The following is a 26,110-nucleotide window of genomic DNA, read 5'->3' on the forward strand; positions in this document are numbered from 1 at the left end:
ACACGTAAAATTCCCGCAGCATGAGCGACGAGAAATCTAAATCGGGTAGCGGCTACGGTGGTTATGGTGGCTACGGACAATCCTATCCCGGCTACTCTAACTACGGCGGAGGCAACTACGGCGGCTATTATTACGGCTACGGATACAACTACGGCGGCGGCAATAACTATGGAGGGGGCCAGCAGGGTACTCCTCAGCGCAGCATCAAGGACTACCTGATGATCCTGCGGGAGCGTATCTGGCATTTCCTGGTTACGTTCTTCATCGTTTTTGTTGGCACGCTGCTGTACACGCTCAGTACCACAGAAATTTTCTACTCGGAGTCCCGCATCCAGTTGCTGCGCGATGACCCCGATATTCTCGGCAGCGGTGATATTGAGGAGAACCGTATTCTTACCAATGAGGACTTTATGACTCAGGTGGGGATCCTCGATACGATTGCCATGGCTGAGGCGGTGGCTTCCCGTATTAAGGAAGAGGACCGGGCGCGGATCATGGAGCCCTACCTCAATGAGGTACGCTTCTCTTCTCGCGAGCCTAGCCTGGTTGAGATCATTTACAAAAATAAGAGAATCGACAGCATTCGCTCGACCATGCTTATCCGGATTGGATTTTTCCATCCGGAGCCTGATGTCGCCGCGATGATTGCGAACTACTATGCGGATGAGTTCATCATGTATAGTGTGCGCCTGAATATCGACCTGTCGATGCGAGCGGTCGAAGACCTGCGCATGCGCGCTGACGAACAGCGCGCTGAAGTGGACGCCATTCGCGAGAAACTGGTTGAGTACCGTGAGAAATCGAATCGTACCTCACTGGAGCCGGATGAAAACATCGAGGCTCAGGAGATGTTCCAGCTCAACCAGCTTGTAACAGAAGCTAAGGCCCAGCTCGACACCCTTGAGAACCGCTGGCAGCTCGTTCAAGAGCATGTCGCCGAGGGGAAGCCGATGTGGAACCTGCCCTTTATCTCCAATCGCCCGCGTATCGCTGACCTGTTGAGCCAGCTCAGTATGCAGGAGGTCGAGCTGTCCTCCATGCGCAAGCGCTACGGCCCCAAGTGGCCCGATCTGGAGCAAGCGGTACGTGGCCATGAGCAGACCAAGCAGGAGCTGGATTCGGCCGTGCAGTCCGCTATTCAGGAGATCCGCGTCGAGTACGTAGAGGGCAAAAACTCTTACGAGCAGGCCGAAAAGCGTCTGGCTGAAAAAGAAGCCGACATTAAGGAGCTGCAGCGCCTCGCGGTTGGGTACCAATCGCTGGAGCAAGACCTGGAGGTCAATGTTGGCGTGCTCTCTAACATCATCTTCCGCCTTGAGCAGGAGAAGAACAACATTTCACTGGTATTGCCCAGTGCCCGTATTATCGAAAAGGCATTGCCCTCTCCCTATCCGGCCAAGCCCAATGTAGTGATGAATCTGCTCGTCGGGGCTTTTGGCGGGGTCTTCCTCGGTTTGGGTATCGTCTTTGTCATCGCGTTCCTGGATGACCGTATCAAGTCCGCCTTCGATGTTGAGACTTCGGTCGGCTTGCCGCTGATCGGGATTGTCCCGCGTATCAAGCGTCTGAACTCGCTGGAAAAGGCGCGCGCTGTGGCCGCAAATGTGGACCGCCGCGTGACCGAGTCCTTCCGGGCTATCCACTCCGCTCTGAAGATCAATGAAGCGAGCCGGAACGCCAAGGTCATCGTCTCAACCAGTACCTCACCCAGTGAGGGTAAGTCTTTCGTCACCACCAACCTGGCACTCACGTTTGCCATTCACGGTGAGAAGACCCTGATCGTTGACGGTGACTTGCGCATGCCGAATGTCGGCAAATCTCTTGAGATCGAGGAAGCCCACAAGGGGATCATCCACTATTTCAACGAGGAAGTCTCCCTTAAGGAAGCCATCGTCGAGGAGCTCTATCCGAATCTCGACGTGCTCATGGCTGGCGGTAAGGCTAAAAACCCGACGCAGATCCTCAACAGCCCGCGCTATGAGGAGATGCTGCACGAGCTGCGCTCGCAGTACGACCGCATCATCATTGACTCGCCGCCTATCGGTGCTGTCAGTGACGTGCTGACGATCCTCCCGCATGCGGACGGCATCATCTATGTCATCAAGTTTAATGCGGTGAAGCGCCGCACGGCCAAGGCCAACCTGCGCCGGATCATCGAGTCGAATACACCGGTCTTTGGTGCGATTCTGAATCAGATCAGCGTCGCGGTAGCCAGCTACTACTACGCGAACTACTACGATAAGTCCTACCAGAGCTATTATCACACCGATGATGGCGAGGATGTCATGACCGAGACGAAGGAGCGCAAGACCAAGCCTCCCGTCGCTCCCGTCGGTGATCCCAATGACCCGACCCCTGGGGACAAGGCCTGATCAGACAGTAGTCTTTACCTTTTAACAGCGGCGAAGCTTCGGCTTCGCCGTTTTTTTGTCGATGGAGGACAAAGCTTCTTTTGCCCCAAAGAGTTTCTGGGCGATATGATCGAAGCTTTCGTCCGCACACGGCCGTTGCTTTACAGGCGCGTGTTGGAGCGGTGGGGCCGGTCTTTATCGGGCGGCAGCGCGAGTGAGCCTGTCGATGAGCGCCAGGCCGATGCCATTGGCGGGGGGGAGCTCGATATAAATGCGCGAGTGCTCGAGCGTGTCGAGTTTACGCAGCATGGCAAAAAGCGTGCGCGCGATGTCCTCGGGGTCGCCGGTTTCGCTGAACCAGTAACGATCGTAGCCGCTGGGGGAGCTTTCAGCCTGTTGGCGGGAGGTGGCGACCCATGCGCAGCGGCCTTCTGGAGCCTCTGGAGGCTGTTCACCGTGTGAAACTAGGCAGAGGGGAGTATTCGGGCTGTAATGGCGCGCTAACAGGCCCGGAGCGGCTGGTTTGGCCGCATCCTGTGGTGTATGAGTGGAGATGGGGAGTCCATCCAGCGTGGCGGAAAGTGCATCGGGGGAGAGGGGGCCGGGACGTAGCAGGCGAACGGCGTCCGGTCGGGACACATCGACGATGGTGGACTCGATGCCGGCCTGACAGGGGCCACCGTCGACAATCCAGCTCAGGCGCTCTCCGAGGGAGTCCATCACGTGAGCGGCGCAGGTCGGGCTGATGTAGCCAAAAGGGTTCGCGCTAGGCGCTGCGAGGGGGACGTCTGCGGCCTGCAGGATGCGACGGGCCAGCGGGTGGGCCGGCATGCGTACGGCGACGGTCGGGTTACCCGCCGTGACCAAGTCGCTGACACAGTCAGCCTTGGGTAAAATCAGAGTCAGGGGGCCGGGCCAGAAGGCTTCAGCCAGCTTCCGGGCATGCGGTGGAATCTCCGCTGTGATGCTCTCAACCTGCTTCCATTCATGGACATGCAGAATGAGGGGGTCAATAAGAGGGCGTCCCTTGACGGTAAAAATCTGGCGGACGGTATCCTCCAGTAGGGCATTCCCGGCCAGACCATAGACAGTCTCGGTGGGGAGTGCTATAAGTTGACCCTCACGCAGGAGGGTTCCGGCCATGCGGACATCTCCGTCCGAGTCACCCAGTATGGTTGCGGACGGCATGGCGGGTCATTAACCGCGTACGCGGCCGCTTACTTCATCAGCAGCAGATTGCGTGCGCGCTTGATGGCCTTGGTGATACGGCGCTGTTGGAGGGCCGTGAGACCAGTGATGCGGCGCGGCAGGATCTTGCCGGTGTCGGTGACGTAGCGCTTCAGGATATCGACATCGTTGAAGTCGAGGCCCTGAGGTGTCTTGCTCTGTGATTTCTCTTCAGACATGGGAAAAAGCGCTGGATCAAAGCGGTTTTCAGAGCAAAGGCAAGGGGAAAATGCACCCTTTCTTGTCTCTTTTTGGCGGGGAGGGGGTGCTTAGTTGCGGTTGACGCGGCTGAGCAGGTAGAAACCGAGCCCCTGATAGAGCAGGTTTGGCACCCAGATCAGCAGGTCGGGGCGTAGGCTGGGCTTGCCCTCAAGCCAGGATACGACGACGAGCAGGAAGAAATAGGTGAGAGCCAGGCCGAGAGCGAGAGCGAGGTTGGCGTAGGTCTCGGAGCGGCTGGCCTTGATGCCCAGTGGGATGGCAATGGCGCACAGAGAGAGCACGGCGACGCCCATGGCGGCCTTTTTCTGAATGGCTGTCTGCACTTGGTTAATCCGTGCCGTCTGGGTCTCCTCGTCGAGCCCTTCCTCGTTCTCGATGTAGTGCTGCCGCTTGCCCAGCAGCTCATTGAGGTTGAGGTAGGAGAGCTTGCGTTCCTTGCTGCGCTCTCCGAAAAGCGCGTCCAGCGAGAGGCTGAAGCTGAGTTGCTCGGCGGCGAGGGATTGAATGCCACCGGCATCCTCGGCATCACTTTCGCTGCGGCCTTCTCCAGAGCCTTGCTCGACAGTCAGGCGGATGGCGTCTCTTTCTGCGTCAAAGCTGATCACCCCCGAGTTGCTGGTCAGGTAACGGGTCATCTTGCCTTTGTCTCCGATCAGCCAGGTGCGCAGGTTCTTCACGGTCGAGCCTTCGCGCGACTCGAAGTAGAAGACGTAACCGGGGAACTCTTTGACGAAGGTCTTGGGCTGGAAAAATCGTAGCGGGTCCTCGCGCACGACGTTGGCCAGTGAGCGCTTGTAGAGCGTGTCGGCCATGGGCGCGTAGTAGAAGCCGATCGCGACCGCAAAGGCCGTGCCGCCCATGGCGATGAGGAAAATCGGGGCTGCGATGCGCCACAGGCTGATTCCGGCGGCTTTCATGGCGAGGATTTCTCCTTGAGCGGAGAGACGTCCGAGCACCAGCAGGACGCCCGTCAGGATGCCCAGCGGCAGTGCGTAGGGGATCACGCGCGGGATCAGGATGGCCATCAGGTAGATGAACTGCCCCCAGCCCACGCGGCCAGAGGCCAGCAGGCTAAACACTTCTTTGATCGCGTTACCCGCGACCAGGACGAACACAAACATGGCGACGGCCATAACCGTCGCCATCAGCACTGAACGAAAAATGTACCGATGCAGGAGGATGGCGAAAACATTGGCTGCCCGTTTCACGCCTGACAAGTGCTGTTTTTGACGATGGGTGCTTTCACCCATGCAAAGGTGCTTTTAAGTGATATTTCCAATATAAATATTTTTTCTGGCAAAATCGCAGGAAATTCACTTGGCTAAACAGCTCGCAGTTTTTACCCCCCACTAGATTGACGACGTGATCCGAAAGGCCCGCACTCGATATTACCCTTGCTTGACACTTATCCTGACCCTCTTTTGCTTCCAGCTGACTGGCTGGGGACAGGAGGTAGATACGTCTGGCATGACCCTTACCGAGCTCCAGAAGGAGACGGGAGACCTCATTGAGCACCGTGACTACATGGGTGCCCGGCCCTACCTGCAGGAGATGATCAAGCGCTTCGAGGGCGAGAGCGAGGATATGCGCCAGAGCCTTAACGGCGTCTACTTCTACATGGGGGTTGGCTACCTGGTCGAATACGGCGAGGAAAATGACACCAAGTTCCTCCAGGAAGCCATCAAGTGGTTCCAGCGCCTGAACAAGGAATTTCCCAACGGCTCGTTTGCCGTTACCGCAAATCTGGCCATGGCCGATGCCCTGCGTGGGCTCCAGAAGTTTAACGAAGCCGGTGAGGTCTACGCCAAGCTGCTCTCGCCCCCGCTGGAAATGCGCCTGGACTCTGACCAGCGGATCGAGGCTCTGCGCAATATCGTGGGCTCTTTCTACATCTCGAAGAACTGGAATGCCGGGCTGAAGTGGTTCAAGCTCTACCTGGACGAGGCCCGTACCGTGGATGATGAGGCCAAGGCCGCGGCCGCTCTGATGGAAGCCTACATCGCTCAGGGCAAGTTTGACGATACAATGAAGCTGCTGCCCTATCTGGTCAGTGAATCGCCCGCCCGCTACAGCCTTCAGCTCAACGTTGCCCTGCTCGAGGCCGGGGATAAACTTTCCAAGCTCCAGCGCTTTAATGAGGCCATGCTCATGTACCGCATGGTGCTCACCGTGCAGGAGATTGTGGACTGGCAGCAGGACTACCTGGCCAGCCTGCAGCGCCAGCTCAACCTGCTGAAACTTTCCACCCAGGAGGGCGAGCAGCTTGCCGAGCTGGAAACCTCCGTCCTCAATACCGAGGCCCAGATCGGTGCCCTGAAGAAGATCAAGGACTACACCCCCGAGCTTAAAGTGCGTATCGCGCGCACCTTCCTGCTGACCGGGCGCGATTGGGAGTCGTTTTTCGCTTATAAGGAGCTGGTCAAGGACTACCCGAACCACCCCGCCGCGCAGGACTTCCTCTATGCTGCTTTCAGTGCTGCCACTGAGCTCAAGCTGACCGATGAGGTCATCGCCATGGGTGAAACCTACGTCGGGAATAAGTCGTGGAAAAAGTACGCCGACGACATTATCGTCCGGCTTTGCCAGTTCTACCTGGATAAAAACCAGTACGAAGACTTTTTCGATCTGGCGCGTGGGTTCCTGGCTGAAAAGCCCGAGTCCGAGTATGCCAGCCAGATCATCTTCATGATGGGCGCGACCTACGTGAAGCTTGAGCGCTTCGGCGACCTCATTGAGCAGTTCAACGGCTACCTTAAAAAGTACCCCAAGGGCATCATGTCCGAAGGCTGCCACTACTGGATCGGCCTGGCGGATATCTTCCTGGGCGACTATAAGGATGCGATCGAGCACTTCAGCGTCATGATCCAGTATTACAATACGGGCGCCTACGCTGAGGACTCTCTCTACCGCCGCGGTATCTGCTATTTCGGGGTCGAGAACTACAAGGGCGCCGAGCAGGACTTCCTCACTTTCATCAAGAAGTACCCGAACAGCAATCTGCGCGGGGAGGTCGAGTACTTCCTGGCCGATATTTACGCCACCACGGGTAACCTCAAGCCGGCGTTGATGCACTACTCCGAGGTGGAGAAGTACACCGACTCCGAGAGCTTTATCCGCAACGCCTACTTCCAGAAGGGCGACTTGCTGGAGAGCAATCACCGCTACGACGAGATGGCTCGCAACTTCCAGGACTACATGGATAAGTACCGCGAGCAGGGGGACTTCACCGGCGCACTGTTCGAGCTGGGCCGCGCCCGCGAGCTGCAGGGCCGCCCGCAGGAAATGCTCGCCGAGTACCTCAAGGGTGTAAAACGCTTTGGTAATGATCCCCAAGCCTACGGGGTGGACCTCATCCTGGAGGTTTATGGACAGAAGTACGCTGAGAATCGTGCCCAGATCGACGAGACCCTCGCCTTCCTGGAAAAGGTCAAAAACGACAAGGCCTTCCGCGAAAAGATCATCACCGACCGCCAATACCTTTTCGATTACCTCCGGGCAAACCCGATGATCAAGCAGGACATCCAGGAAGCCTTCTACTCGAAGGAGTTCCGCGTTGGCCTGCGTGAGAACATGAGCCCGGTCGATAAGTGGCTGGAGCAGGTGCGCGCCGTTGATGCCGATTTCCCGAAAGAAGACCCTGCCACCACGCTGACCAAGATGTACCGCGAGGCGGAATCCCAGGGTGAGAATACGCTGGCATTGCGCCTGGCGATGACCCTGGACGGCCTCGACGCACCTGCGGATGACGGCCGCATCTATACCGATCAGGATCTTGCCTATGCCAGCCCGCAGACTTTGATCTGGATCGGCAAGCAGGCTGAGGAATTCGACCAGCTCCTTTCCCGTCAGGCTTACCTGACCGTGCTTGAGAGCCACCCGGATGCCTACGAGAGCCGCCTCAAGGCCTATCTCGCCCTGGGTAACCTCAGCATGAAGCAGAATCAGTGGAACGAGGCGATCGGCTACTTCAATGAGGCTCAGGCCCAGTTCCCCGGTGCCCCGGATGTGGTGTTGGCTGCCATGGGCGAGGCCGATGCCATGCGCCAGCAGGGCGATATCGATGGTGCCCGCGGGAAGTACCAGCAGATTATTTCACGCCGTGAATGGCGCGGTGAGTATCAGGCTGAGGCTCTCTACAAGACCGGCCTGACCTATATGGAGGAGAAGGACTGGCCCTCGGCACAGGCTTTCTTCGAACGCGTTTACATCGGCTACGCCGGATTCCCCGAGTGGGCGTCTGCCTCATACTTTCAGAGTGGTCAGGCGTTGGAAAGCCTGGGTCGCCGCGACGATGCCCGCCGCACCTACGACGAGTTCCTTTCCAATCCCTCCCTCGAAAACACCCCTTACTACGATAAAATCAAACAAGCGAGGTCGGCCCTGTGATGACTTCTTTCCTGAAAACCGCTTTGACGCTGGCCGTCGTCGCCGTGGCCCTTCCCGCACAGGGGCAGAATTACGTGCAGCAATACGGCTCGCAGCCTGTGCCCATCGTTAACAGAACCGGTGGCGCCAGCAATAAACTGTACCTGATGGGCCTGGAGGGCAACGAGCTGGTCTTCCGCTATAACCCGGCCAACCCGCAGGAGATCATCCTCCCCCTGAATACGCCCGGCCTGTCTCTCCTCTACACGCCCCCGAAGGAATACGAGAGCCAGTTGAGCATGATCAAGGCCGGCAGCTATGACCGGGCTGTCGAGGGCATGCGCGAATACGCCTACCCGCTGGTGCGCTTCTTGCAGGTGCCGGCGAGCAATATCAATATCCACCCCATCGTCGACCGCTTCATCTTTGCGCTGGCCAACAGTAGCTACCTCGATGAGTCCGCGGCGTTGATGGAGTCCCTGCCGCTGCCCAAGCTCGACCCGCAGTACCTCGACTATGCCTTTACCGTGACCGAGAAGCTCGTTGAGGCGGGCAAGACCGAAGAGGCCCTGCGCCTGTTGAATCGCATCCCGTTGAATAAAAACAACGAGGCTCTGCTGCCCAAGGTCATGCGCTTCGCCAACAGCCTGCGCGAGAGCGGTAACACCTCCGAAGCTCTTTTCCTCTACCAGCGCATCCAGGACATCCCCGGCACCAAGGTGCAAAAGGAGGCCATGCTATGGACCGCTTACTGCAATGTCGAAGATGGGCGCGCCCAGACGGCCGAGCTGTTTGTCGAAAAGGCCGGTCAGATCGGCCCCGACGAGCGGGCCTTCTCCCTGCAAAAGCTTGTTCAGGGCCTGATCGCCATGGCCGTAGGTAACACCGACGCAGCGATGGGCAGCATCAGCCAGGGCGTTGTCGCCGCCGATATCAGCTACCCGTGGACCCCCGAGCTGTTTTACCGCTCCGGTACACTTTATCAGCAAATCGGGCGTCCCGCCGTTGCCCGTCAGATTTACGGCGAGGTCGATTTGTTCTTCGGCAGCACCCCCTGGGGTGAAAAGAGCCGCGAGCAGATGGCCAAACTCCCCAAGGGCAGCTAACCCACATTTTCCCAAAACCTTTCCTTTCAACCACAACACCCTACCCGTATGTACGACCTTAAGAAACTGATCACCATGCTCTCGCTGGGACTGGCTGCGCTGATCGCTGTGCCACTGCCCGCGCTTGCCCAGGAGGCCGATGACGCCGCTCAGACCGAGCAGGCCGCCGAAGCAGATGCTCAGGCTGACGCTGCCGCCAGCAAGTCCCTCTGGGACCTGTTCAAGGCTGGTGGCAATGCCATGTGGGTGCTGCTGGCCCTGTCCGTCAGTGGCGTTGGCCTGATCATTTACAATCTGCTCATGATCCGCACCAAGCCGTTCCTGCGCCCGGATCTGGCCGAAAAGCTGAGCCCCGCTCTGGAGAATCTCCAGTTCGACGAAGCCCGCAAGATTTGCGACGAGAACCCCTCCGTGCTGACCAATATCGTCAGTGCCGGTCTGGAGCGTATCGACGGTCAGCACATTGACCCGGACTCGATGAAGGAAGCGATGGAAGAAGCCTCCACTGAAGAGCTCGCTGCTCCGTTTGTCATGATCAACATGCTCTCCGTGGTCGCCACGCTGTCCCCGATGGTCGGGCTGCTCGGTACGGTTTCCGGTATGGTGAAGGCCTTTAACGCTATCGCCACCCAGGGCATGGGTAACCCGCAGATGCTCGCCGATAACATTTCTGAGGCCCTTATTACCACGGCCTCCGGTCTGATCGTCGCCATCCCGGCCATGTTCTTCTACATCGTTTTCAAGAATATCTACGGCAAGATTACCTCTCGTGTGGACCGGTCCGTTGGTGACCTCTTCCATGACATGATGAAGGGTATCCGCCGTCACGCCTCCTGAGCACCTGCTCCTGACCTCCGATGAAAACACATCGCCCCGAAACGCCCGACCAAGCCATGGACATCACGCCGATGATCGACGTGGTGTTCCTGCTGATCGTGTTCTTCATGGTTGTGGCCGCGGCGGTTACCCAAAAGGTCGAGATCATCATGCCCCAGGCGGACCAGTCAGTGGTCCCTGAGGACAATAGCCGCCGCCTCGAAGTTACCGTGGTTGAAAACGGCGAGGCTTTCATTGGCATGATGCCCGTCACTCTGGATGAGCTCTCTGAGCGTATCCGGATCGACAATCAGGAGATACCCGGTTTTCGCGTCTACGTCCGTGCGGATGCTAACACACCGCACGAGTACATTCAGGTCATTATGAAGACCTGCGCCGAGAACGGGGTTTTCGATATTATCTTCGCCACGCTTCAGAGTTAGCCCACCATGTCCAAGAGAAAACGCGTCAACGCCCTCGCCGAAGAGGACAAGACAGACCTCACGCCGATGATCGACGTGGTGTTCCTGCTGCTTGCCTTCTTCATGGTGACGACGAACTTCCAGGAAGAGGCAGACCTCGGCCTGAAGCTCCCCGCTAACCTGCCTCCGCCCAAAAACGTGGAGCTGCCCAACGAGCACGTGGTGGATATCGAGCCCAGCGGCGATGTCTTCCTCAACGGGGCGCCGATGGACAACGTCAACAGCCGGACGATGCCCGAGTTGGTCAGTACCCTTAAGCGCCTCAAAGCCTCGGCAGACCGTGGTGACATCCGTACATCTGTCACCATCGTAGCCTCCCCGGCGTCGCTGCACCAGCGCTCGATCGACGTGCTCAATGCCTGCGCCTCCGCGCAGATTAAATTCGTATCTTTTTCCGCTGAGTAATTCGCACCCCCAGCCCTCCCCATGAGCAAGAAACGCAAGGTTAACCTGCCCCTGATCGAGGTGATCGCGATCAGCCTGATTGTGCATCTGGTTGCCATCATCGGCCTGGGCGGTTACACGATTTACACCGCTCTCGTCCCTGAAGACCCGGACATGGAGGCTCCGCCCCCACCGGAGAGAATCGAGCCCAACAAGCTCCAGCAGCAGGTGCGTATCCAGCAGCAGCAGAAGCGCAGCTCGCGTCCGGTGCAGAAGATCAGCGTCACGAACGCCTCTTCGGTTAATCTGCCGGACCTCAGCGTTGATATGCCCACCGTGAATACGACGGTCGCCGTCGGCGGTAACTATGGTGCCGGTCGTCTGGACGATGACTTCGGCGGTGGCGGGATCGACTTCAGTAAGTCGGCGGTCGACTTCTTCGGGATTAAGTCCACGGGTGAGCGCGTGACCTTTATCGTCGACGCCTCCAAGTACATGCTGGAGGACAAGAAGGGCGGTCTCCCGGCCTACAACATCATCAAGGAGGAAATCTCCAATATGGTGGACAAGCTTTCCTCGGGTACGCTTTTCAATGTCATGTTCTATGACGGGGGTAAGCTGCAGGCCTACTCGACTAAACTGCTTCCGGCCACCCGCCAGAACAAGGAATTGTTCAAGGAGTGGATCAAGCCCATCAACAAAGACATCGGCAGTGTCGGTAAGCTGAGCACCAACCTCAGCATCGAGAATAAGGATATCCAGCCGATGACCGACAAGGCCAGCAACTGGGTCAAGGCCCTGCAGGTCGCGATGGAGCAGGGCAGTGACACGATCAATATCATCGTTGCGGCCTGGCAGTTCCATGGTCGTGGACTCCAGGGCGAAGAGCTTGAGCGCTGGTACCGGAGTGTTGATTGGGGCGAAGAGCAGCAAAAAGCCTGGGACGATAGCGTGAAAAAGGCTGAAGCGTGGCTGAAGGCCGAAAACGAAAAGCGCCGCAAGGCCAGCAAGCCGGAGCGTGTCGTGACCTGGATTGGCTCCATCGTAGCCGAGCTTTTCCCAAAGGTCCGAAGAAAACCTGCTCCCTCCTTTGATGTCGATGAAGTGGACAAGTTTATCTCCAATGTCCAACGCCAGCTCTACCGTGGACGGGATGAGCGCCCGCCGCCCATCAATGTGGTGCTGTTCCTCGGCTCTGATGAAAACGAAAGTAAGAACAGCAGCGTGAAGGCGTTTGAAGACCTGGCCAAGTCCAACCGCGGCAAGTTCAGTATCCTCAAGGGGATGCAGGCCCTGAAAAACGTCACCGGACGCAGTAGTTAGTCCTCATCTGCTTTGTAAATCGCAGTTTTTACCTAAGACGCCATGCAAGTGGCGTCTTTTTTTATGCCCCGCATCGGCTCTTTCGCGTCTTTCGCGGCCAGCGTCAGGAGAAGGGGCGAGAGGGGATACGCAGATCCTGCAGGCCGCCGTGTGGTCCTGTACGGCTGGCCTAGTACCCCGTTATTTCATGGTGGCCTTATCCGGTCTTCAGGCCGGAGCGGGATTGATAGCGAGTGCCCGGCGAAGAGCCTCTTTTAGGGAGACGGGGGACTACTTCTTGGTCGATTCCGCGCTGGCAGTAGCTATCTCCAGCGTGCCGACGGGCAGGCTGCGCTCCTCATCCCCGCGCAGGCTGACGGCCTCGAGGCTGTAGGTCTGCAGCGGGGGAAGACCGGGCTCCTTCGGCTCGATCTGCCACAGAGCGTTGTAGCTGCTCTCGGTTTCCGTGTCTTCGCCGCCAAGTGCCTCGGCAAAAAAGTCGTAGTCGCTCATCTGGATGCCGTTGCTGGCGCATAGGTGCTTCATCAACAGTCTGCACTGGCGGGCACGGTAGCTGTTTGCATCCCCTTGATAGCGTATGCCAAAGCTGTAGGAGGCTCCACTTGACTGCAGGCGAGTGATAAAGCCGGTTTCATCACTGACGGTGATGGTGAGCGGCTCTGAGGGGCGGGCCTTGATTGCTTCGGTCTTGTCTGTCGTATCCTGAGCCAACAGCGTTTCCAGATCACTGTTCGTCGTGAATAGAAATAGCTGAGTGTCAATGAGCTTCAGGGTGGACGCATCAACCGTGCGCAGGAGCATCCAGCACTCAAGCTGGTCGGCAGAAGGCAGCACCTGCACGTAGATCAGGGCGGTGGGGAAGGCCTTGAGCATTTGCTCCCTGTTCGGGAACTGAATCGCCGGGCCGCCGTCGATTTGGAGGTAGCTGAAGTCGCGGGTCGGCGTCGAGACGAAGCTGAAACGGTTGCCGTCCTTGGTGCGGATCTGCTCTTCAATCAGGGTGCGCAGAGGCGGCAGCTCCTTGAGGCCGTCTTCCTGGCTCGACCATGCGCCGAGCAGCTGGATACGCTTGTAGCCTTGCTCCCAGAGTTGGGCGACGAGCCCCTGCACAGTTTCGCCGAGCGAGTCCTTGGAAAACTCTACGGGCTCAAACTCCTGGGTGAGGTGCGTTGCTTCGACAGGGGCCGGACCTTGAGAGGCCTTTTCGCGCAGGCTATCCAGTATTGTGTCTGCCTCGGCGACCTTCGCCTTACCGTCTTCGATCATGCGCTTACCGGATTCAACGTCGCGTTTGATGTCTTCAGCATCGCGCAGGGCCGTTGCTTTGCGTTGGGTCAGCCGGGTACCGCTATCGATGAGCGAAAGTCCCTGCTTCTTGAGGTCCATGGCACGTTCCCAGGCCAGGACATCAGAAGTCCCGAGCTTGCTGACGACCTGCTCGTCGGTCAGGCCGGTATCGTTACCAAAGGCAGCAGTTTCAAAACTGAGGGTGAGGATTGCTAGCAGCAACAGGAGGGGGAGTCGGGGCATAGCGTTACGCTTGGACAGCTAGTTGGCGTTACAAAAAAGGATTAAATAAGGCGAGATGGCGTAATCGGCAAGGTCGAACATGGCCTTGTGCCGGTGAAAGGACTCGATATCACTTTGCAGGGGTGATTGCAAACGAACCGGGGGTGTCGGTTGACTTTTTGCGAACGATTAACAATTAAAGGGTATGCTTGATGAGACCATATACCTCGAGCGGGACTGTCCCGCCACGCTTATTCCCGCCGGGGACGTGATCACGCTGGCCAAAGAAAGCCCCGTTTCCGTGAACCAGGCCCTCGGGGGCAGCGTCACGGTGACAACCCCGCAAGGCCTTTTCCGCATCGACCGCGAGAATTGGGAAGCACTGGGAGCCGAGGCTGCCGCAGCGCTTGAGCAGGAGTTTCAGGCCCAGGAAAGTGCCCGCCCGGACATGGATGGACCTTTCAGCGAAGAGCAGGTCTGGTATGTGCTCAAGTCCTGCTACGACCCCGAGATCCCCGTCAATATCGTGGATCTGGGCCTTATCTACAGCCTGGAGACCCGACCGGCCGATGGCGGTAAGCACGAGGTCGATGTCCAGATGACCCTCACCGCGCAGGGCTGCGGTATGGGGCCGACCATTGCTGCTGACGCCAAGGAGCGGATCGAGGCCCTGCCGGGAGTCGACTTTGCCAACGTCCAGATCGTCTGGGATCCACCCTGGAACCCGCGCATGATCTCCGACGAGGGTAAGAAGAAGCTCGGCCTCGTCTGATTCTGCTATCCACGCCATGAAAAAGCTGGGCCTCCCGCTTATTGTTGCGCTGATTCCGGCGCTGGCGATCTTGGTGTGTACGATTACCTTCTCTGTCGTGCAGGTGAAGGATTTCGTCGATGAGCTGACGAGTCTGGAAGGCGTTTCCGTCTTTCCCGGGGAGTATACCTTTAACTGCCCAACGGCAGAGCCTCAGGTTATCTGGCTCTATGAAAGCATCCTCTACGAGGGACGACAGTACACCACGGACAGACTGCCCGAGGGAACAACCCTGAAGGTCTGGTCGGTCGATGGGCGAGAGGATGTAGAAGTCACAAATCCAGATGGAAGCATGACGAAAAATAGCGGTAGCATGTCAGCCAGGGTCATCGCCAGGTTTACGCCGCCACACCCGGGCGACTATGTGCTCAGCGTCAGCGGAGCCTCGAAAAGTTTTATCCTGCAGGTCGGGCCTGACGATTTCATGGACACGCTGATGAAGATCTTCACAGCCGTTTTTGTACTGCTGGGAGGTCTTGTCGGGGCTGCCGGTGTCTTTGTCGCTGTTTTCTTTATCCTTCGAGCACGTATCTCAAAAAAAGCCGGACCACCGCCGCTAACGCGTGCCTGAGTCCTTTGGCTACAGGGAGCAGCCTTGCTCCGGTTCGGGGGGGGCGGCCTCGTGGTTGGGGCGGGCGATCACGCCCGCGTAGGGCTCCTCCGCGTAGGGGCGCTCGGCGGCCCCGTCATTGACGAGGTGCTCATCACAGACGGTAAACAGCTCATCGGGGGTCTGGGCGCGGCGCATGGCCTTGAGGAAGCGGCTCTCGGGGTCCACGCTCTGCCCCACGAAGTTGAGGAACTTCTTCATATAGGCGATGTGGCGCTTTGTGGGGCTGCCGGGGCGCAGGGTCGCGGCCCAGAGCTTGTCGATGTAGGTGCGCACATCGCCCAGAGTCGGGCGGAAATATTTTTGTCCGGCAGCGGCTTCGCGCCACTGGCGGAACAGCCACGGGTTACGGATGGCCGAGCGCCCCATCATAATCCCGGCGGCGCCAGTCGCTGCGAGGACGGCCCGGGCCTTCGGGACGGAGGTGATGTTGCCGTTGGCCAGTACCGGGCATTTAACGGCCTGCACAGCCTGCTGGATGAAGTCGTAGTGGACCTCCCCCCGGTACATTTCCTTCACGGTGCGTCCGTGTACGCTGAGCAGGTCGATGCCATGCTTGTTGATCAGTCCAAGCAACTCCTCGTAGTGCTCGGTCGAGTCGAAGCCGATCCGCATTTTGACGGTAAAGCGTCCGGGGCAGGCCTCGCGAAGTGTGCCCAGCAGGCGGTTGACATGGTCAGGGTCGCGCAGCAGCCCGCCGCCGACGTTCTTTTTGTACACCTTGGGGGCCGGGCAGCCGAGGTTGAGGTCCACGCCCGCGATGGGGTAGGCCTGCAGCTCGCGGGCCGTGCGGGCCATCGACTCCAGATGCTCGCCGATCAACTGCGCGAAAACCGGTCGCCCCGAGGGATTCTCGGTTATGGAGGAGAGGATGTACGGGATGAGCCGCGAGTGCTCATAGACCCGGAAGTATTCGGTAAAGAAATAGTCCGGTGCGCCCAGCTCCGAGACCACGCGCATAAAGGGCAGGGTGGTGACATCCTGCATCGGGGCCAGCGCGCTGGGCGGCTGGCCGGGGATGAGCGTTTCGGGTAGCGGTTGCACGGGTGGTCTTGTTGAGTAAACCGCCCAAGAAACCCCCATTCGCCCCCGCCTGCAACGCTAAGTTGCGCTTTTGCGGGTATGTCTGCTTTGGCTTAGAACGTCTGCCCGTAGAGGCGTTTGACCGAGTCGCGGGAGAGCACGACGATGGTGAAAATTCCGAGAATAGTACCAAGTGGAACGGAGGTGCAAAGCAGGCAGGCTACGACAAAACTGAATATGTAGTGGCGATGTTGCCTTAGAAAGCGCCCGGATATGATGATCCCGACGCCGATGGCCACGTTGAATAACAGGCCCACAACTATAAGTGTCGCAAAAAATCCACCAAAGATAGTCGGAAGAATAGCGAGTATAGCAGGATCGCCGCTCCCGGGAGGCATATTGCGTGCCGCTTCGTCCACGGCAATGGCTACACCGCCTGCCAGCAGGGCTGAGCCGGAAAGGATAAACAGCAGTGGCAGGCAGGAGATCAGGATGAATAAGATCCCGGCGACGATATGCACGGTAGCCAGCGTATCGAGGTGGCTGCGGTCTGCGTGGTTAGCCGAAGTAGAGGCAGAGCCGTATAAAGGTGGAGGAGGGCGGTTAGTCATAGCGGCTTGGGCACACCATGATACGCCTTGAGGACAATGTCACGCAGTAAGCCTGGGTTGCTCCCGCTGGGCCGCGAGACGACGTTACAGGAGGCTGCTCCTCAGTTCTGCTGCTTGAGGATGCGCTCGAGGATCTCGGTCATGTCCTCGACAGCGTCGAGCACCTTGCGGGCGGCGAAGATCGGCTGCTTGGCCTGGAGGGCGAGCACCATCGAGTCGCTGGGGCGGGCATCGACTTCCAGTACCTTTTTACCCAGCTCGTTCTCCATCGACAGGATGAGCCGTGCGAAAAAGGTGCCGTCGTCCACGTCATTGATGATGACGCGGCGCAGGGTCACCCCCAGCCCGGTGAAGATACTCGTCATGAGGTCGTGGGTGAGCGGACGCTCCTTTTTGACGTTGTTGATCGTCATGGAGATGGCGTTGCCGATGCTTTGGTCGACGTAAATGACAAAGGTTTTTTCCGGGCAGCCGAGGAATATCGCGCAGCCGTTGGAGGTCGGCATGACGCCCTTGATTGTTACTTCCACCACATCGGTGCTCATAAGTGCCAATGTCGCAGATAAACCCTATCCTCGCAAGTGCTTTTAGGGAATCGTCGGCGGCGCGCAGGCCGTTTTTTACGAGGGGCGTATTTTTTGTTCGTCGGATCAGGCAGCAGGCATTGAATGGTGGCAGATGAGCCGCCCAGCGAAGACTCCGCGCCCAAACCTGTATCTGGTGGGCTTTATGGGTACCGGCAAGACCACGGTCGGCCGGGCGCTCGCGCGGCGTCTGCGCTTAAAGTTCATCGACTCGGATCACGTGATCGAGGAGCAGGCCGGTAAGCCTATCCCGCAGATCTTTGCCGAGGAAGGGGAGGCCCACTTTCGGGCGCTGGAAAAGGCCTTCGTCGAGTCCGGCCACCCGGCCTGCGGCTGTATCGTGGCCTGCGGCGGGGGGCTGGTTACACAGCCGGGTATGGCCGAGGCCCTGCGCGAACGCGGGATCGTGGTCAGCCTGTTTGCCTCGCCTGCGACGATCCTCAAGCGCACCAGCTCGAACTCCAACCGCCCGCTGCTCAACGTCCCCGACCCGGAGGGCCGCATCCGCGAGCTGCTCGCTGAGCGTGAACCGGCCTACCTGCGCGCCGGGATGAGTATCTACACCGATGAGCGTCCGATGAGCGATGTCGTCAGCCACCTGGAGCGCTTCTACCGTCGCGAGGCCAGGGCCTAGCCCTGGGTGATCGTGCTGGAGTCTTTTCTGCGGTTACGCCCCGCTTCGCTTTAAAAATGTGAGCCCATCAGCTCCATGAGGGGCTTGGGCGGGCGGACGGGTTCGCCTTGCGGGTTGATAAACCCATGGCGGGACCAGCCAGTGGCCAGCAGTTCGTCGTGGCGGAGGACTTCGTAGTCGCACTGGATTTTGACGATGGGCTTTTCCTTTACGGTGACGCGGACGATCAGCTTATCGTCGAAAAAGGCCGGGCGGCGGTAGCGGACGTTGACCTCCAGCACGGGCAGCAGAAAGCCTTCCTCCTCAAGCTGCTTGTAGGAGTAGCCGATGGTGTCGAGCATCTCCACACGGGCGACCTCGAACCAGGTCAGGTAGTTGCCGTGGTAAACGAGGCCCATCTTGTCGGTCTCGGCGTAGCGTACGCGGATGGCGGTTTTAGTCTGAATCATAGCGCTGGTCTTGCTATCGGTGTAAAGGTGGTTTAGGCGGTTGGGCTTGTCCGATAAAAAAACAAGCCCAACTCTCACCTCCGGGGCAAGCGCGGAAAATCTCCCGTCGTCAGACATGCCCGGCTCTGGCCGTGGTATGACCCTGCTGCGTGGGGTTCTGCACTGGCTGGGCTGGTGGGCGATTTTTACCTTTTCCTTTATCCTTTCAGGCGGGTTACTGGGCGGCATGGTCTATCTGGTCGCGGGTTTCCTCGGTAATCCCGAGCACGAGCTGAGCTACCGCCTGAGCAAGGGCTTTCTTAACGGGGCAGAGTACTTCGGCATCTGGGCCGGGGGCCTGAGCATTGTCCTGTGCTGGATCAAGGCCCATCGGGAGGGACGATTTTTATGAGCTTTGCGCATCGCCTAAAGATTTTTGCCGTCGGGTTTACCGTCGGGCTCGTTATTCTGTTTGTCGTGCTGAATAAACGCCAGGGGGAGCGCAAGGAGCTTACCGCACCTCCTACGGCTGAGGCTGTCCAGCGTGAGGCTGTGCCCGGCGTGCTGGAGGCCTACCGCGAGCGCCGGGTTGCCATGGACTCGAAATTCATCGCCGAGCAGCATCGTAAGCCGCTGCCCGGCAAGGCCTGGATGCGTATCCTTATCCTGCGGGGGATGGACCCCGAGCAGGTGCTGCGGATCGAGGAGTACACCCACGAGGAGAGTGGAGTGGACCTGGTGGATCGTGTGGTCGTGATGGCTCCCGACCGGGTGGAGGTCACACTCACCGCTGATGCGACCCCCTCCGAGCTGGCCCAGGCCGCACAACCCCTGGGCTGCCATCTGCTGGCGAAAACCCCGGACGGCGCAGGTGTCATCGTTGGGCTCGGGGGCAGTTCGCTGGATGACTATGCGCAGGCCGTGGAGGGCTTGCAGGCTCTGGATCAACTTGTGGCAGGCGTGCAGCCGGTTATCTATGGTGAGGCTGAGCCCTTTAAGGAAGACCAGCAGAAGGATTGAGGGGGGCTATTTCGCCTGCCGATTCAGAAGGAACCTCGCTGGATAGCGTTTGTCTTTGTTTTCCCGCAAGAACCTGTACGCTTCGCGGTTGCTTTGGGGGCGCTTTTCTCGCAACCTGCCATTTGTCCAAGCCATGAGAATCCGACTGTCTTCGCTCACCCTAACCCTGTGCGCTCTGTGTGCGCTGGCGGTTGCATCTGCCTGGGCCCAGGACGACAAGATGATGCCGGACGCTCCGATCATGAAGTTCCGGTTGCCCGGTTTCGATGAGGAGACCGGCTATCGCAGTTGGCTGCTGGCCGGGGATGAGGCCCGAGTCAAGAGCCCCGAGGAGATCGAGGTGACCGCTATGGTGCTCAAGACCTTCAGCAGTGACGATCCTATCAATGCCCAGACGACGATCCAGAGCCCGATGGCTATCATCTACCCCAAGGAGGGTATTGCCTGGGGTACGGGGCTGATCACCATCCACGACCGCTATGATGCCTACTCCATTATCGGTGAGGACTGGGCCTGGCACAACAAGGAGCACAGAATCACCATTAACCGCGACGCCCGCGTGACCTTCCGCGAGTCGCTCGGCTCCATCATCGAGTAATTTTCACAGACCATGAAGCACCTTTTATCCCGTACCTGCCTGTTTCTTTTGGGCCTGCTGCCTCTGGCCGCATCGCCGTTAGCTGCCCAAGGCGTGGGCGAAGACACAGTCGTGACGAGCGACAAGCTCGAGATGGTGGGCAAGGATGAGCAGAACCACTTCTTCTTCCAGGACAATGTCGTCGTGACCGGCACCAATCTGAAGGCCACCTGCGACGAGATGACGGTCATCGCCAGCCGCGTGACTGAGCAGGCTGCCGTCGGTGAGCTGGGGACTATCACCAGCATCACGCTCGTCGGCCATGTGGTGATCGAGCAGAGCGGCCGCCGGGCCGAGTCTGGCCGCGCCGAGATATTTCCGCGTGAGGGTAAAGTCGTCCTGACCGAGGACCCCGTCGTCTACGACTCCGAAGGCACGGTGAAGGGCGAGCGCATCGAGCTTTATAAGAACGAGAAAAAGGCCCGCGTCTTTGGCGGTGCCAAGAACGAGCCCGGCAAGCGCCCGACCGTCACCCTGCCCAGTATCGGCGATATGGGCTACAAGGAGGGCAGCAAGTAATGGCTACCGCTGAAGAAACTGTCGTCATGCCCGCTCTTGAGGGGGAGGCCGCCCATGGCTCCATCCAGACCAAGGGGCTCGTAAAGACCTACGGTAAGCGCACCGTGGTCAAGGGCGTGGATGTTCGTGTCGATGCGGGTGAAATCGTCGGCCTGCTCGGCCCCAATGGTGCCGGTAAGACCACGACCTTCTACATGGTGGTGGGCCTCGTCGAGGCCACCGGTGGCCAGGTCTTTCTCGATGACCACGATATCACCGCCAAGCCCATGTTTCGCCGGGCCCGGATGGGCATCGGCTACCTGCCGCAGGAGCCCTCTGTCTTTCGCAAGCTGACCGTCTACCAGAACATCCTCGCAGTGGTGGAGACGCTACCGGTCCCCCGCCGTGAGCGGCGCGACTTCGTCATGGCGCATCTGGAGGAGCTCGGTCTCGACCAGCTCGAAAAGCAAAAGGCCTACACCCTCTCCGGGGGCGAACGCCGCCGCCTGGAGATCACCCGTGCGCTGGTTGCCCGCCCGCGCTTTATGCTGCTGGACGAGCCCTTTAGCGGGGTGGACCCAATCAGTGTTGCCGAGGTGCAGGACATCATTCGCGGCCTGAAGAGCAAAAACATCGGTGTGCTCATCACGGACCACAATGTGCGCGAAACCCTCAGTATCGTGGACCGTGCCTACCTCATCCACCAGGGCGAAGTCCTCTGCGAGGGCACCAGCGATTTCCTCGTGAACGACCCCAAGAGCCGGGAGTTCTATCTCGGCGCCAACTTCAACCTCTGATCCGCCATGCCACCTCCCCCGAACGCCAAAATCGTTGAGAGCATCTCTGTCCGCGACTTTTACGAGTCCTTTTCCGAGCAGCTCGAACTGGAGCTGGTGACGGGCGAGGAGGGGATGAAACGCTTTATCCGCGAGAAGAGCATTAACCGGCCCGCGCTCGCGCTGACCGGCTACTTCAAGCACTTTGCCAACCGCCGGCTCCAGCTCTTTGGTGCAGGTGAGATGGCCTATCTGCGCGACCTGCCCGAGGCTGAGCAGCTGCGCATCATGCGGGAGATTATCGCGCGTCATATCCCCTGTATTGTTGTTTCCCGTAATCTGGTGCCGATCAAGGCCATGTATACCGCAGCTGAGGAGTCGCGCACCCCGATGTTCCGCACCCCGATGAAGTCGAAGGACTTTATCGCTGAGACGACGATCCTGCTGGAGGACAAGTTCGCGCCCCGTAGCTCGATTTACGGCACGCTGCTCGACATCAAGGGTATCGGTACGCTCATTCGCGGTAAAAGCGGCGTGGGTAAGAGCGAATGCGCCCTGGCTCTGATTGAGCGTGGTCACAGTCTGGTCGCTGACGACGTGACCTACATCAAAAAGGTCGGGGATCACGAAATCTTGGGAACCAGCGCGGAGCTTAATCGCGGCTACATGGAGTGCCGCGGGATCGGCATCATCAGTGTCAGCGACCTCTTTGGCATTCGCTGCGTACGTCTGGAGAAGCGTATCGACCTGGTCATTACCTTTACCGAATGGCAGCCCGGCATCGAGGAAGAGCGCACGGGCCTGGAAAAAGCCTATTACGAGATCCTCGGGATGAAGGTCCCGCACATCCAGATCCCGGTGCGTCCTGGTCGCGATATGGCCCGATTGGTCGAGGTGGGGGCCCTTGTTCAGGCTCTGCGCTCGATGGGGCACGACTCCGCCACGGAATTCAACGAGCGGCTCATTGCCGCCATGTCAACCGGGGCATAATAAGCCCCCCGGGTGAGGCTGGGGAAAATATTTTTCCCATACCAAAAGAGCGTTTGTTACGTTTTTGTTCCGCTTGCGCGGGATAGCCTGATCCGGCACAGTAAACGCTAACTTGTTCAAATCCTATACTTTGCATGACCACCTTCTGACGGGTTATTTATGCAACTAAAAGGTGACAAAATGGAGGCTCGAACCGGTGTTAGTAACTTGTGGAAAAGTAGAACTTGCCAATTGGGCCCCTGGAAAATTTACTTCGATCCATACAAAGCCACGGGTTGGACCCGCTCGGAAATGCTAAATCTCACCGCTTTCCCTGCTTCCTCTCCGACCCGTCTGGGTAACTCCCTAATTAACTAATTTTAAACTACTTATGGATTCTATCTCGCTGCCGTTCCGCTTGACTCCTTGACCCCTACTCAGCCCACTGCCCGTGCAGGGGGCTTTCTCGATTGATACAGACTCCTATGCTATAGCTGTTTGTGTGCATTTCGGAACTGCTTGTGAATAAATCCTTTAAAACCCGTAACTTTAAATGAGTCAGCAAAGCCACCAAACGACTTTATGGGAGACCATAAAAGGCGATTTGCAGAGTATTTTCCCTCATGACGTCTACCGTACCTGGTTTGAACCGGTACACTGCGTCGATGAAAGCGACGATTTTGTAACCTTGGAAGTGCCGAACGATTTTTCGGCTTTCTGGATCCAGGATAACTACCAGGACATCATCACCAAGCGCCTGCGCGAAAACACTGGCCAGGCCATGGGCATCCGCTATCGGGTGCACGAAAATGAGGCCGAAGAGTCTGCGACTGCCGAGGATGGCTCGCTGCCCGGTCGCGCGCTTGGCCCGACCGAGGCGGCCCGCGCCCCCCGCGTCTCTGAGCCCCGCCCCCGTGTGGGTAAAAAGGGCGGTTTCTCCTCCCGCATTATCCTGAATCCGCGCAACACCTTCGACAACTTCGTCGTCGGAGCCGGTAACCAGCTTGCCCACGCCGCCTGCATGGCTGTGGCCAATGCTCCCGCCCGCGCCTACAACCCGCTTTTCCTCTACGGAGATACCGGTCTGGGGAAGACCCACCTCATGCACGCAGTCGCCCAGCATGCCCTGCGTACAAACCCCGAGGCCGAAATCGCCTACATTTCCACCGAGAGCTTTACCAACGAGTTCATCGAGGCGATTCAGACCAACACCGTGACGAAGTTCCGCCAGCGCTACCGCCAGGTGGACATGCTCCTGATCGACGACATCCACTTCCTCTCCGGTAAGGAGCGCATTCAGGAGGAGTTCTTCCACACCTTTAACGAGCTCTTCGAGCGCCAGAAGCAGATTTTCCTCTCCAGCGACCGCCCCGCCAGTGAGATCGCCAAGCTGGAAAACCGCCTCATTTCCCGCTTCCAGTGGGGCTTGGTGGCCGACATCCAGCCGCCGGACTTCGAGACCCGCGTGGCCATTCTCAGTAAGAAGGCCCGCTCCATGAATCTCGACCTGCCCGAGCACATTCTCCAGTTCCTGGCCGAACGCGTCTCGCGTAACGTCCGGCGCATGGAGGGTGCACTCACCCGCGTGGCCGGCTTTGCTGCCCTCATGAAGGGCGCGATCGACATCCCGACCGTTGAGCGTCTGCTGCATGACATCCTGCAGGAGGAGGCCCAGAACAAGGTGACGATCGAAAAGATCCAGCAGAAGGTCGCCGACTACTACAAGCTGCGCCTGAGCGATATGGTCAGCAAGCGCCGTCCGGCAAACATCGCCTTCCCGCGCCAGATCGCCATGTATCTCTCCCGCATGCTCACCAGCCACTCCCTCCAGGAGATCGGGGACGCCTTTGGCGGCCGTGACCACGGCACCGTGATCCATGCCTGCAAGACGGTTGAGAACATCATGGAGCAGGACGACTCCGTCGCCCGTGCTGTCGATTACCTGCAAAAGCAGCTCGCCTCCCACCGCTTCTAGCGGGACATCGCCCTTTGGAGGCGGGGCTACGCACCCCGCACCCGCGGCAGGCGAAGCCCGCACTTTGGATGCTGCGCATCGTGTCGGCGATTACCGAAACCAGCCATGCTGGTTTCGGTAATCGCCGAGCAGAGCCTCAAAACTGGTTTGCCAGCAATGATGTTTGTACGTCAGTTGATCAGCGAAACTGGGTCGTGGCATTTTCTCCTGAAAATGCCAAGGTGATCCGAAGGGTCACAGGTGCAGGACTCTGTCCTGCGATTAACCGGTTGCCAAGCGTGCAAGTTTTTGTCTGACTGAGGCTTGGCAAATGCCCTTTAACTATGGCCGGCGTTGACGAAACGATCGTACGCGAGTACTTCGAGATGAACGGGTTCCTCGTTCGTCAGCTACGCAAGTACGCGGTGCAGTCGCGCGCCAAGCGCAGCGAGGAGGAGATCGACCTGATGGTCTACAACCCCGCCTGGCGCAAGGGCTCGGCCAAGCCCGGCTTTATGCTCTTCTCGAACGAGCTGGAGCTGGTCCAGCGGGCGGTCGTCATCGTCAAGGGCTGGCACAGCCAGCGCTTCACGCCCGGCACCCTGCGCGGCAGCTCCGACATCTTCAAGTTTCTGGAGAAGGACGTGTTGAAAAAGGCCGAGGAGCTCTTCCACGTGGACGAGAGGGAGGTCGAGGACATGGGCTCGTTTATGAAGATCCTCGTCATGCCCGGCCTGCCCACCCACGAGCCGCACAAATCCCAGAGCATCGAGCTGCTCGAGAGCGCCGGGATCGACGCCATTATCTCTTTTCGCTCGATCCTGCAGGACATCGTCCAAAAGCTCGAGGTGAACCACAACTACCAGAAGTCCGACCTGCTTCAGATCCTGCGTATCCTGAAGAACTACGACATGGTCAAGGAGCCGCAGCTCGAACTCTTCGGTAGTAAACGATGAACGCTCGGTCAGCTCACATGTATCTGAAAATGGATACACTCCATCGTTTGCTCCGTCTTGGTTTTAATTTTTAAACATTTAGCTATCTAACTCTTGAACGCCCAACCCTGTTTAATCGAACCCGGCGTCACCCTCGGCGCTGACTGTAACCTGGCCCCCTTTGCGGTGGTGAAGACCGGCTCCGTGCTTGGCGATCGTGTCACCGTGGACCACTTCGCTGTCGTCGGCGGCCTGCCGCAGGATTTGAAGTTCGACCCCGCGACGAAGAGCGGTGTGCGCATCGGCGCGGGCACCGTCCTGCGCGAGGGTGTCACCATCCACCGCGCGACCACCGAGGGCGGCTTTACCGAGATCGGCGCGAATTGCCTGCTCATGGTCAACTCCCACGTCGGCCACGACTGCACGCTGGGCGACAGCGTCATCATGGCCAACGGCGCACTGCTCGGCGGGCACGTCCATGTGGGCAAGAACGCCTTCATCAGCGGTAACGCCGTCATCCACCAGCACGTGCGGGTGGGTGAGGGCTGTATGATCTCCGGCGGCTCGCGCGTCGGGCTCGATGTGCCGCCCTTTGTCATCGTGGACGGTAAGAACACCGTGGGTGGGCTCAACCTCGTCGGCCTGCGCCGCCGCGGCCACACCGCCGAGGAGATCACAGACCTCAAGAACTGCTACCGCGCCATCTACATGAGCACCGTCAAGGGCTCCGCCGCCGACAAGGCCGCCACCGTCACCCCCACCACCGAAACCGGTAAAACCTTTATCGACTTCTTCGCCGCCCGCGGCCGCGGCTTTATCCACGCGAGACGGTAGT

General features: G+C 58.8%; 28 protein-coding genes. 20 read left to right on the forward strand and 8 right to left on the reverse strand.

Translation table 11 applies throughout. The features are described 5' to 3' along the window. Positions 1-20 precede the first annotated feature (20 nt). Positions 21-2,372 (forward strand): polysaccharide biosynthesis tyrosine autokinase, encoded by a 2,352-nt coding sequence (locus K0V07_RS04960; protein ID WP_220623433.1) that lies wholly within the window; start codon positions 21-23, stop codon positions 2,370-2,372. 174 nt (positions 2,373-2,546) lie between these two features. On the opposite strand, the gene K0V07_RS04965 is transcribed toward K0V07_RS04960, so the two are convergent. The 3 genes from K0V07_RS04965 to K0V07_RS04975 form a co-directional block, all read right to left on the reverse strand. Beyond that, the gene (locus tag K0V07_RS04965; RefSeq protein ID WP_220623434.1) at positions 2,547-3,539 is read right to left on the reverse strand and encodes an L-threonylcarbamoyladenylate synthase; all 993 of its coding nucleotides are present in this window, start codon (positions 3,537-3,539) and stop codon (positions 2,547-2,549) included. Between the two features lie 29 nt (positions 3,540-3,568). After that, entirely contained in the window at positions 3,569-3,757 is a 189-nt protein-coding gene (gene rpsR / locus K0V07_RS04970) for a 30S ribosomal protein S18 (protein ID WP_185676999.1), read from the reverse strand. Positions 3,758-3,847: 90 nt separating this feature from the next. After that, a complete protein-coding gene (locus K0V07_RS04975; protein WP_220623435.1) occupies positions 3,848-5,008 on the reverse strand; it encodes an LptF/LptG family permease in 1,161 nt (386 codons plus the stop codon). A gap of 259 nt (positions 5,009-5,267) precedes the next feature. Here K0V07_RS04975 and K0V07_RS04980 point away from each other — a divergent pair, with 259 nt between their 5' ends. From K0V07_RS04980 to K0V07_RS05005, 6 genes are read left to right on the forward strand one after another with little or no spacing between them, the layout of a single operon-like run. Next, positions 5,268-8,186: a tetratricopeptide repeat protein gene (locus tag K0V07_RS04980; RefSeq protein WP_220623436.1), complete on the forward strand. Its 2,919-nt coding sequence runs from the start codon at positions 5,268-5,270 to the stop codon at positions 8,184-8,186. Beyond that, a complete protein-coding gene (locus K0V07_RS04985) occupies positions 8,183-9,271 on the forward strand; it encodes a tetratricopeptide repeat protein (protein WP_220623437.1) in 1,089 nt (362 codons plus the stop codon). Before K0V07_RS04980 ends, K0V07_RS04985 begins: the two co-directional genes overlap by 4 nt. A gap of 48 nt (positions 9,272-9,319) precedes the next feature. Then, a complete protein-coding gene (locus tag K0V07_RS04990; protein WP_220623438.1) occupies positions 9,320-10,108 on the forward strand; it encodes a MotA/TolQ/ExbB proton channel family protein in 789 nt (262 codons plus the stop codon). Between the two features lie 20 nt (positions 10,109-10,128). Further along, entirely contained in the window at positions 10,129-10,530 is a 402-nt protein-coding gene (locus tag K0V07_RS04995; RefSeq protein ID WP_220623439.1) for a biopolymer transporter ExbD, read from the forward strand. Positions 10,531-10,536: 6 nt separating this feature from the next. Next, positions 10,537-10,974: a biopolymer transporter ExbD gene (locus K0V07_RS05000; RefSeq protein WP_220623440.1), complete on the forward strand. Its 438-nt coding sequence runs from the start codon at positions 10,537-10,539 to the stop codon at positions 10,972-10,974. Between the two features lie 21 nt (positions 10,975-10,995). Next, the gene (locus tag K0V07_RS05005; RefSeq protein ID WP_220623441.1) at positions 10,996-12,276 is read left to right on the forward strand and encodes a hypothetical protein; all 1,281 of its coding nucleotides are present in this window, start codon (positions 10,996-10,998) and stop codon (positions 12,274-12,276) included. Positions 12,277-12,546: 270 nt separating this feature from the next. Here the strand turns inward: K0V07_RS05005 and K0V07_RS05010 are convergent, their stop codons facing one another. Beyond that, entirely contained in the window at positions 12,547-13,806 is a 1,260-nt protein-coding gene (locus K0V07_RS05010; RefSeq protein ID WP_220623442.1) for a hypothetical protein, read from the reverse strand. Between the two features lie 184 nt (positions 13,807-13,990). On the opposite strand from K0V07_RS05010, the gene K0V07_RS05015 reads away from it, so the two are divergent. Both K0V07_RS05015 and K0V07_RS05020 read left to right on the forward strand, forming a co-directional pair. Next, on the forward strand, positions 13,991-14,557 hold the full coding sequence (locus K0V07_RS05015) for an iron-sulfur cluster assembly protein (RefSeq protein ID WP_220623443.1): 567 nt from the start codon (positions 13,991-13,993) through the stop codon (positions 14,555-14,557). Between the two features lie 16 nt (positions 14,558-14,573). Then, the gene (locus tag K0V07_RS05020) at positions 14,574-15,167 is read left to right on the forward strand and encodes a hypothetical protein (protein WP_220623444.1); all 594 of its coding nucleotides are present in this window, start codon (positions 14,574-14,576) and stop codon (positions 15,165-15,167) included. Positions 15,168-15,176: 9 nt separating this feature from the next. On the opposite strand, the gene K0V07_RS05025 is transcribed toward K0V07_RS05020, so the two are convergent. The 3 genes from K0V07_RS05025 to K0V07_RS05035 form a co-directional block, all read right to left on the reverse strand. Next, positions 15,177-16,250 carry a tRNA-dihydrouridine synthase family protein gene (locus tag K0V07_RS05025; RefSeq protein WP_255568158.1) on the reverse strand — a complete coding sequence of 358 codons (1,074 nt, stop codon included), beginning with the start codon at positions 16,248-16,250 and terminating at the stop codon, positions 15,177-15,179. Between the two features lie 92 nt (positions 16,251-16,342). After that, positions 16,343-16,750 carry a hypothetical protein gene (locus K0V07_RS05030; protein WP_220623446.1) on the reverse strand — a complete coding sequence of 136 codons (408 nt, stop codon included), beginning with the start codon at positions 16,748-16,750 and terminating at the stop codon, positions 16,343-16,345. A gap of 191 nt (positions 16,751-16,941) precedes the next feature. Then, a complete protein-coding gene (locus K0V07_RS05035) occupies positions 16,942-17,385 on the reverse strand; it encodes a bifunctional nuclease family protein (protein ID WP_220623447.1) in 444 nt (147 codons plus the stop codon). A 133-nt stretch (positions 17,386-17,518) separates the two neighbouring features. On the opposite strand from K0V07_RS05035, the gene K0V07_RS05040 reads away from it, so the two are divergent. Continuing rightward, positions 17,519-18,058, forward strand: coding sequence for a shikimate kinase (locus tag K0V07_RS05040; RefSeq protein WP_220623448.1), 540 nt, complete (start codon positions 17,519-17,521; stop codon positions 18,056-18,058). A gap of 50 nt (positions 18,059-18,108) precedes the next feature. On the opposite strand, the gene K0V07_RS05045 is transcribed toward K0V07_RS05040, so the two are convergent. After that, positions 18,109-18,507 carry a thioesterase family protein gene (locus K0V07_RS05045; protein ID WP_220623449.1) on the reverse strand — a complete coding sequence of 133 codons (399 nt, stop codon included), beginning with the start codon at positions 18,505-18,507 and terminating at the stop codon, positions 18,109-18,111. A gap of 115 nt (positions 18,508-18,622) precedes the next feature. On the opposite strand from K0V07_RS05045, the gene K0V07_RS05050 reads away from it, so the two are divergent. The 10 genes from K0V07_RS05050 (at position 18,623) to lpxA (ending at position 26,109) form a co-directional block, all read left to right on the forward strand. Continuing rightward, positions 18,623-18,898 (forward strand): hypothetical protein, encoded by a 276-nt coding sequence (locus K0V07_RS05050; RefSeq protein ID WP_220623450.1) that lies wholly within the window; start codon positions 18,623-18,625, stop codon positions 18,896-18,898. Next, a complete protein-coding gene (locus tag K0V07_RS05055; protein ID WP_220623451.1) occupies positions 18,895-19,506 on the forward strand; it encodes a hypothetical protein in 612 nt (203 codons plus the stop codon). Before K0V07_RS05050 ends, K0V07_RS05055 begins: the two co-directional genes overlap by 4 nt. A gap of 133 nt (positions 19,507-19,639) precedes the next feature. Further along, on the forward strand, positions 19,640-20,104 hold the full coding sequence (locus tag K0V07_RS05060) for a hypothetical protein (protein ID WP_220623452.1): 465 nt from the start codon (positions 19,640-19,642) through the stop codon (positions 20,102-20,104). A 12-nt stretch (positions 20,105-20,116) separates the two neighbouring features. Beyond that, entirely contained in the window at positions 20,117-20,662 is a 546-nt protein-coding gene (locus K0V07_RS05065) for an LptA/OstA family protein (protein WP_220623453.1), read from the forward strand. A gap of 26 nt (positions 20,663-20,688) precedes the next feature. Further along, entirely contained in the window at positions 20,689-21,438 is a 750-nt protein-coding gene (lptB, locus tag K0V07_RS05070) for an LPS export ABC transporter ATP-binding protein (RefSeq protein ID WP_220624065.1), read from the forward strand. Between the two features lie 6 nt (positions 21,439-21,444). Further along, entirely contained in the window at positions 21,445-22,407 is a 963-nt protein-coding gene (gene hprK / locus K0V07_RS05075; protein WP_220623454.1) for an HPr(Ser) kinase/phosphatase, read from the forward strand. Between the two features lie 532 nt (positions 22,408-22,939). Beyond that, positions 22,940-24,361, forward strand: a complete 1,422-nt coding sequence (gene dnaA / locus K0V07_RS05080; protein ID WP_220623455.1) for a chromosomal replication initiator protein DnaA — start codon at positions 22,940-22,942, stop codon at positions 24,359-24,361. Positions 24,362-24,429: 68 nt separating this feature from the next. Continuing rightward, positions 24,430-24,657 carry a hypothetical protein gene (locus K0V07_RS05085; RefSeq protein WP_220623456.1) on the forward strand — a complete coding sequence of 76 codons (228 nt, stop codon included), beginning with the start codon at positions 24,430-24,432 and terminating at the stop codon, positions 24,655-24,657. 27 nt (positions 24,658-24,684) lie between these two features. Then, a complete protein-coding gene (locus K0V07_RS05090; RefSeq protein WP_220623457.1) occupies positions 24,685-25,296 on the forward strand; it encodes a hypothetical protein in 612 nt (203 codons plus the stop codon). 93 nt (positions 25,297-25,389) lie between these two features. Beyond that, on the forward strand, positions 25,390-26,109 hold the full coding sequence (gene lpxA / locus K0V07_RS05095; RefSeq protein WP_220623458.1) for an acyl-ACP--UDP-N-acetylglucosamine O-acyltransferase: 720 nt from the start codon (positions 25,390-25,392) through the stop codon (positions 26,107-26,109). Position 26,110: the final 1 nt, after the last annotated feature.

The organism is Ruficoccus sp. ZRK36 (genome assembly GCF_019603315.1).
GTDB lineage: Bacteria > Verrucomicrobiota > Verrucomicrobiia > Opitutales > Cerasicoccaceae > Ruficoccus.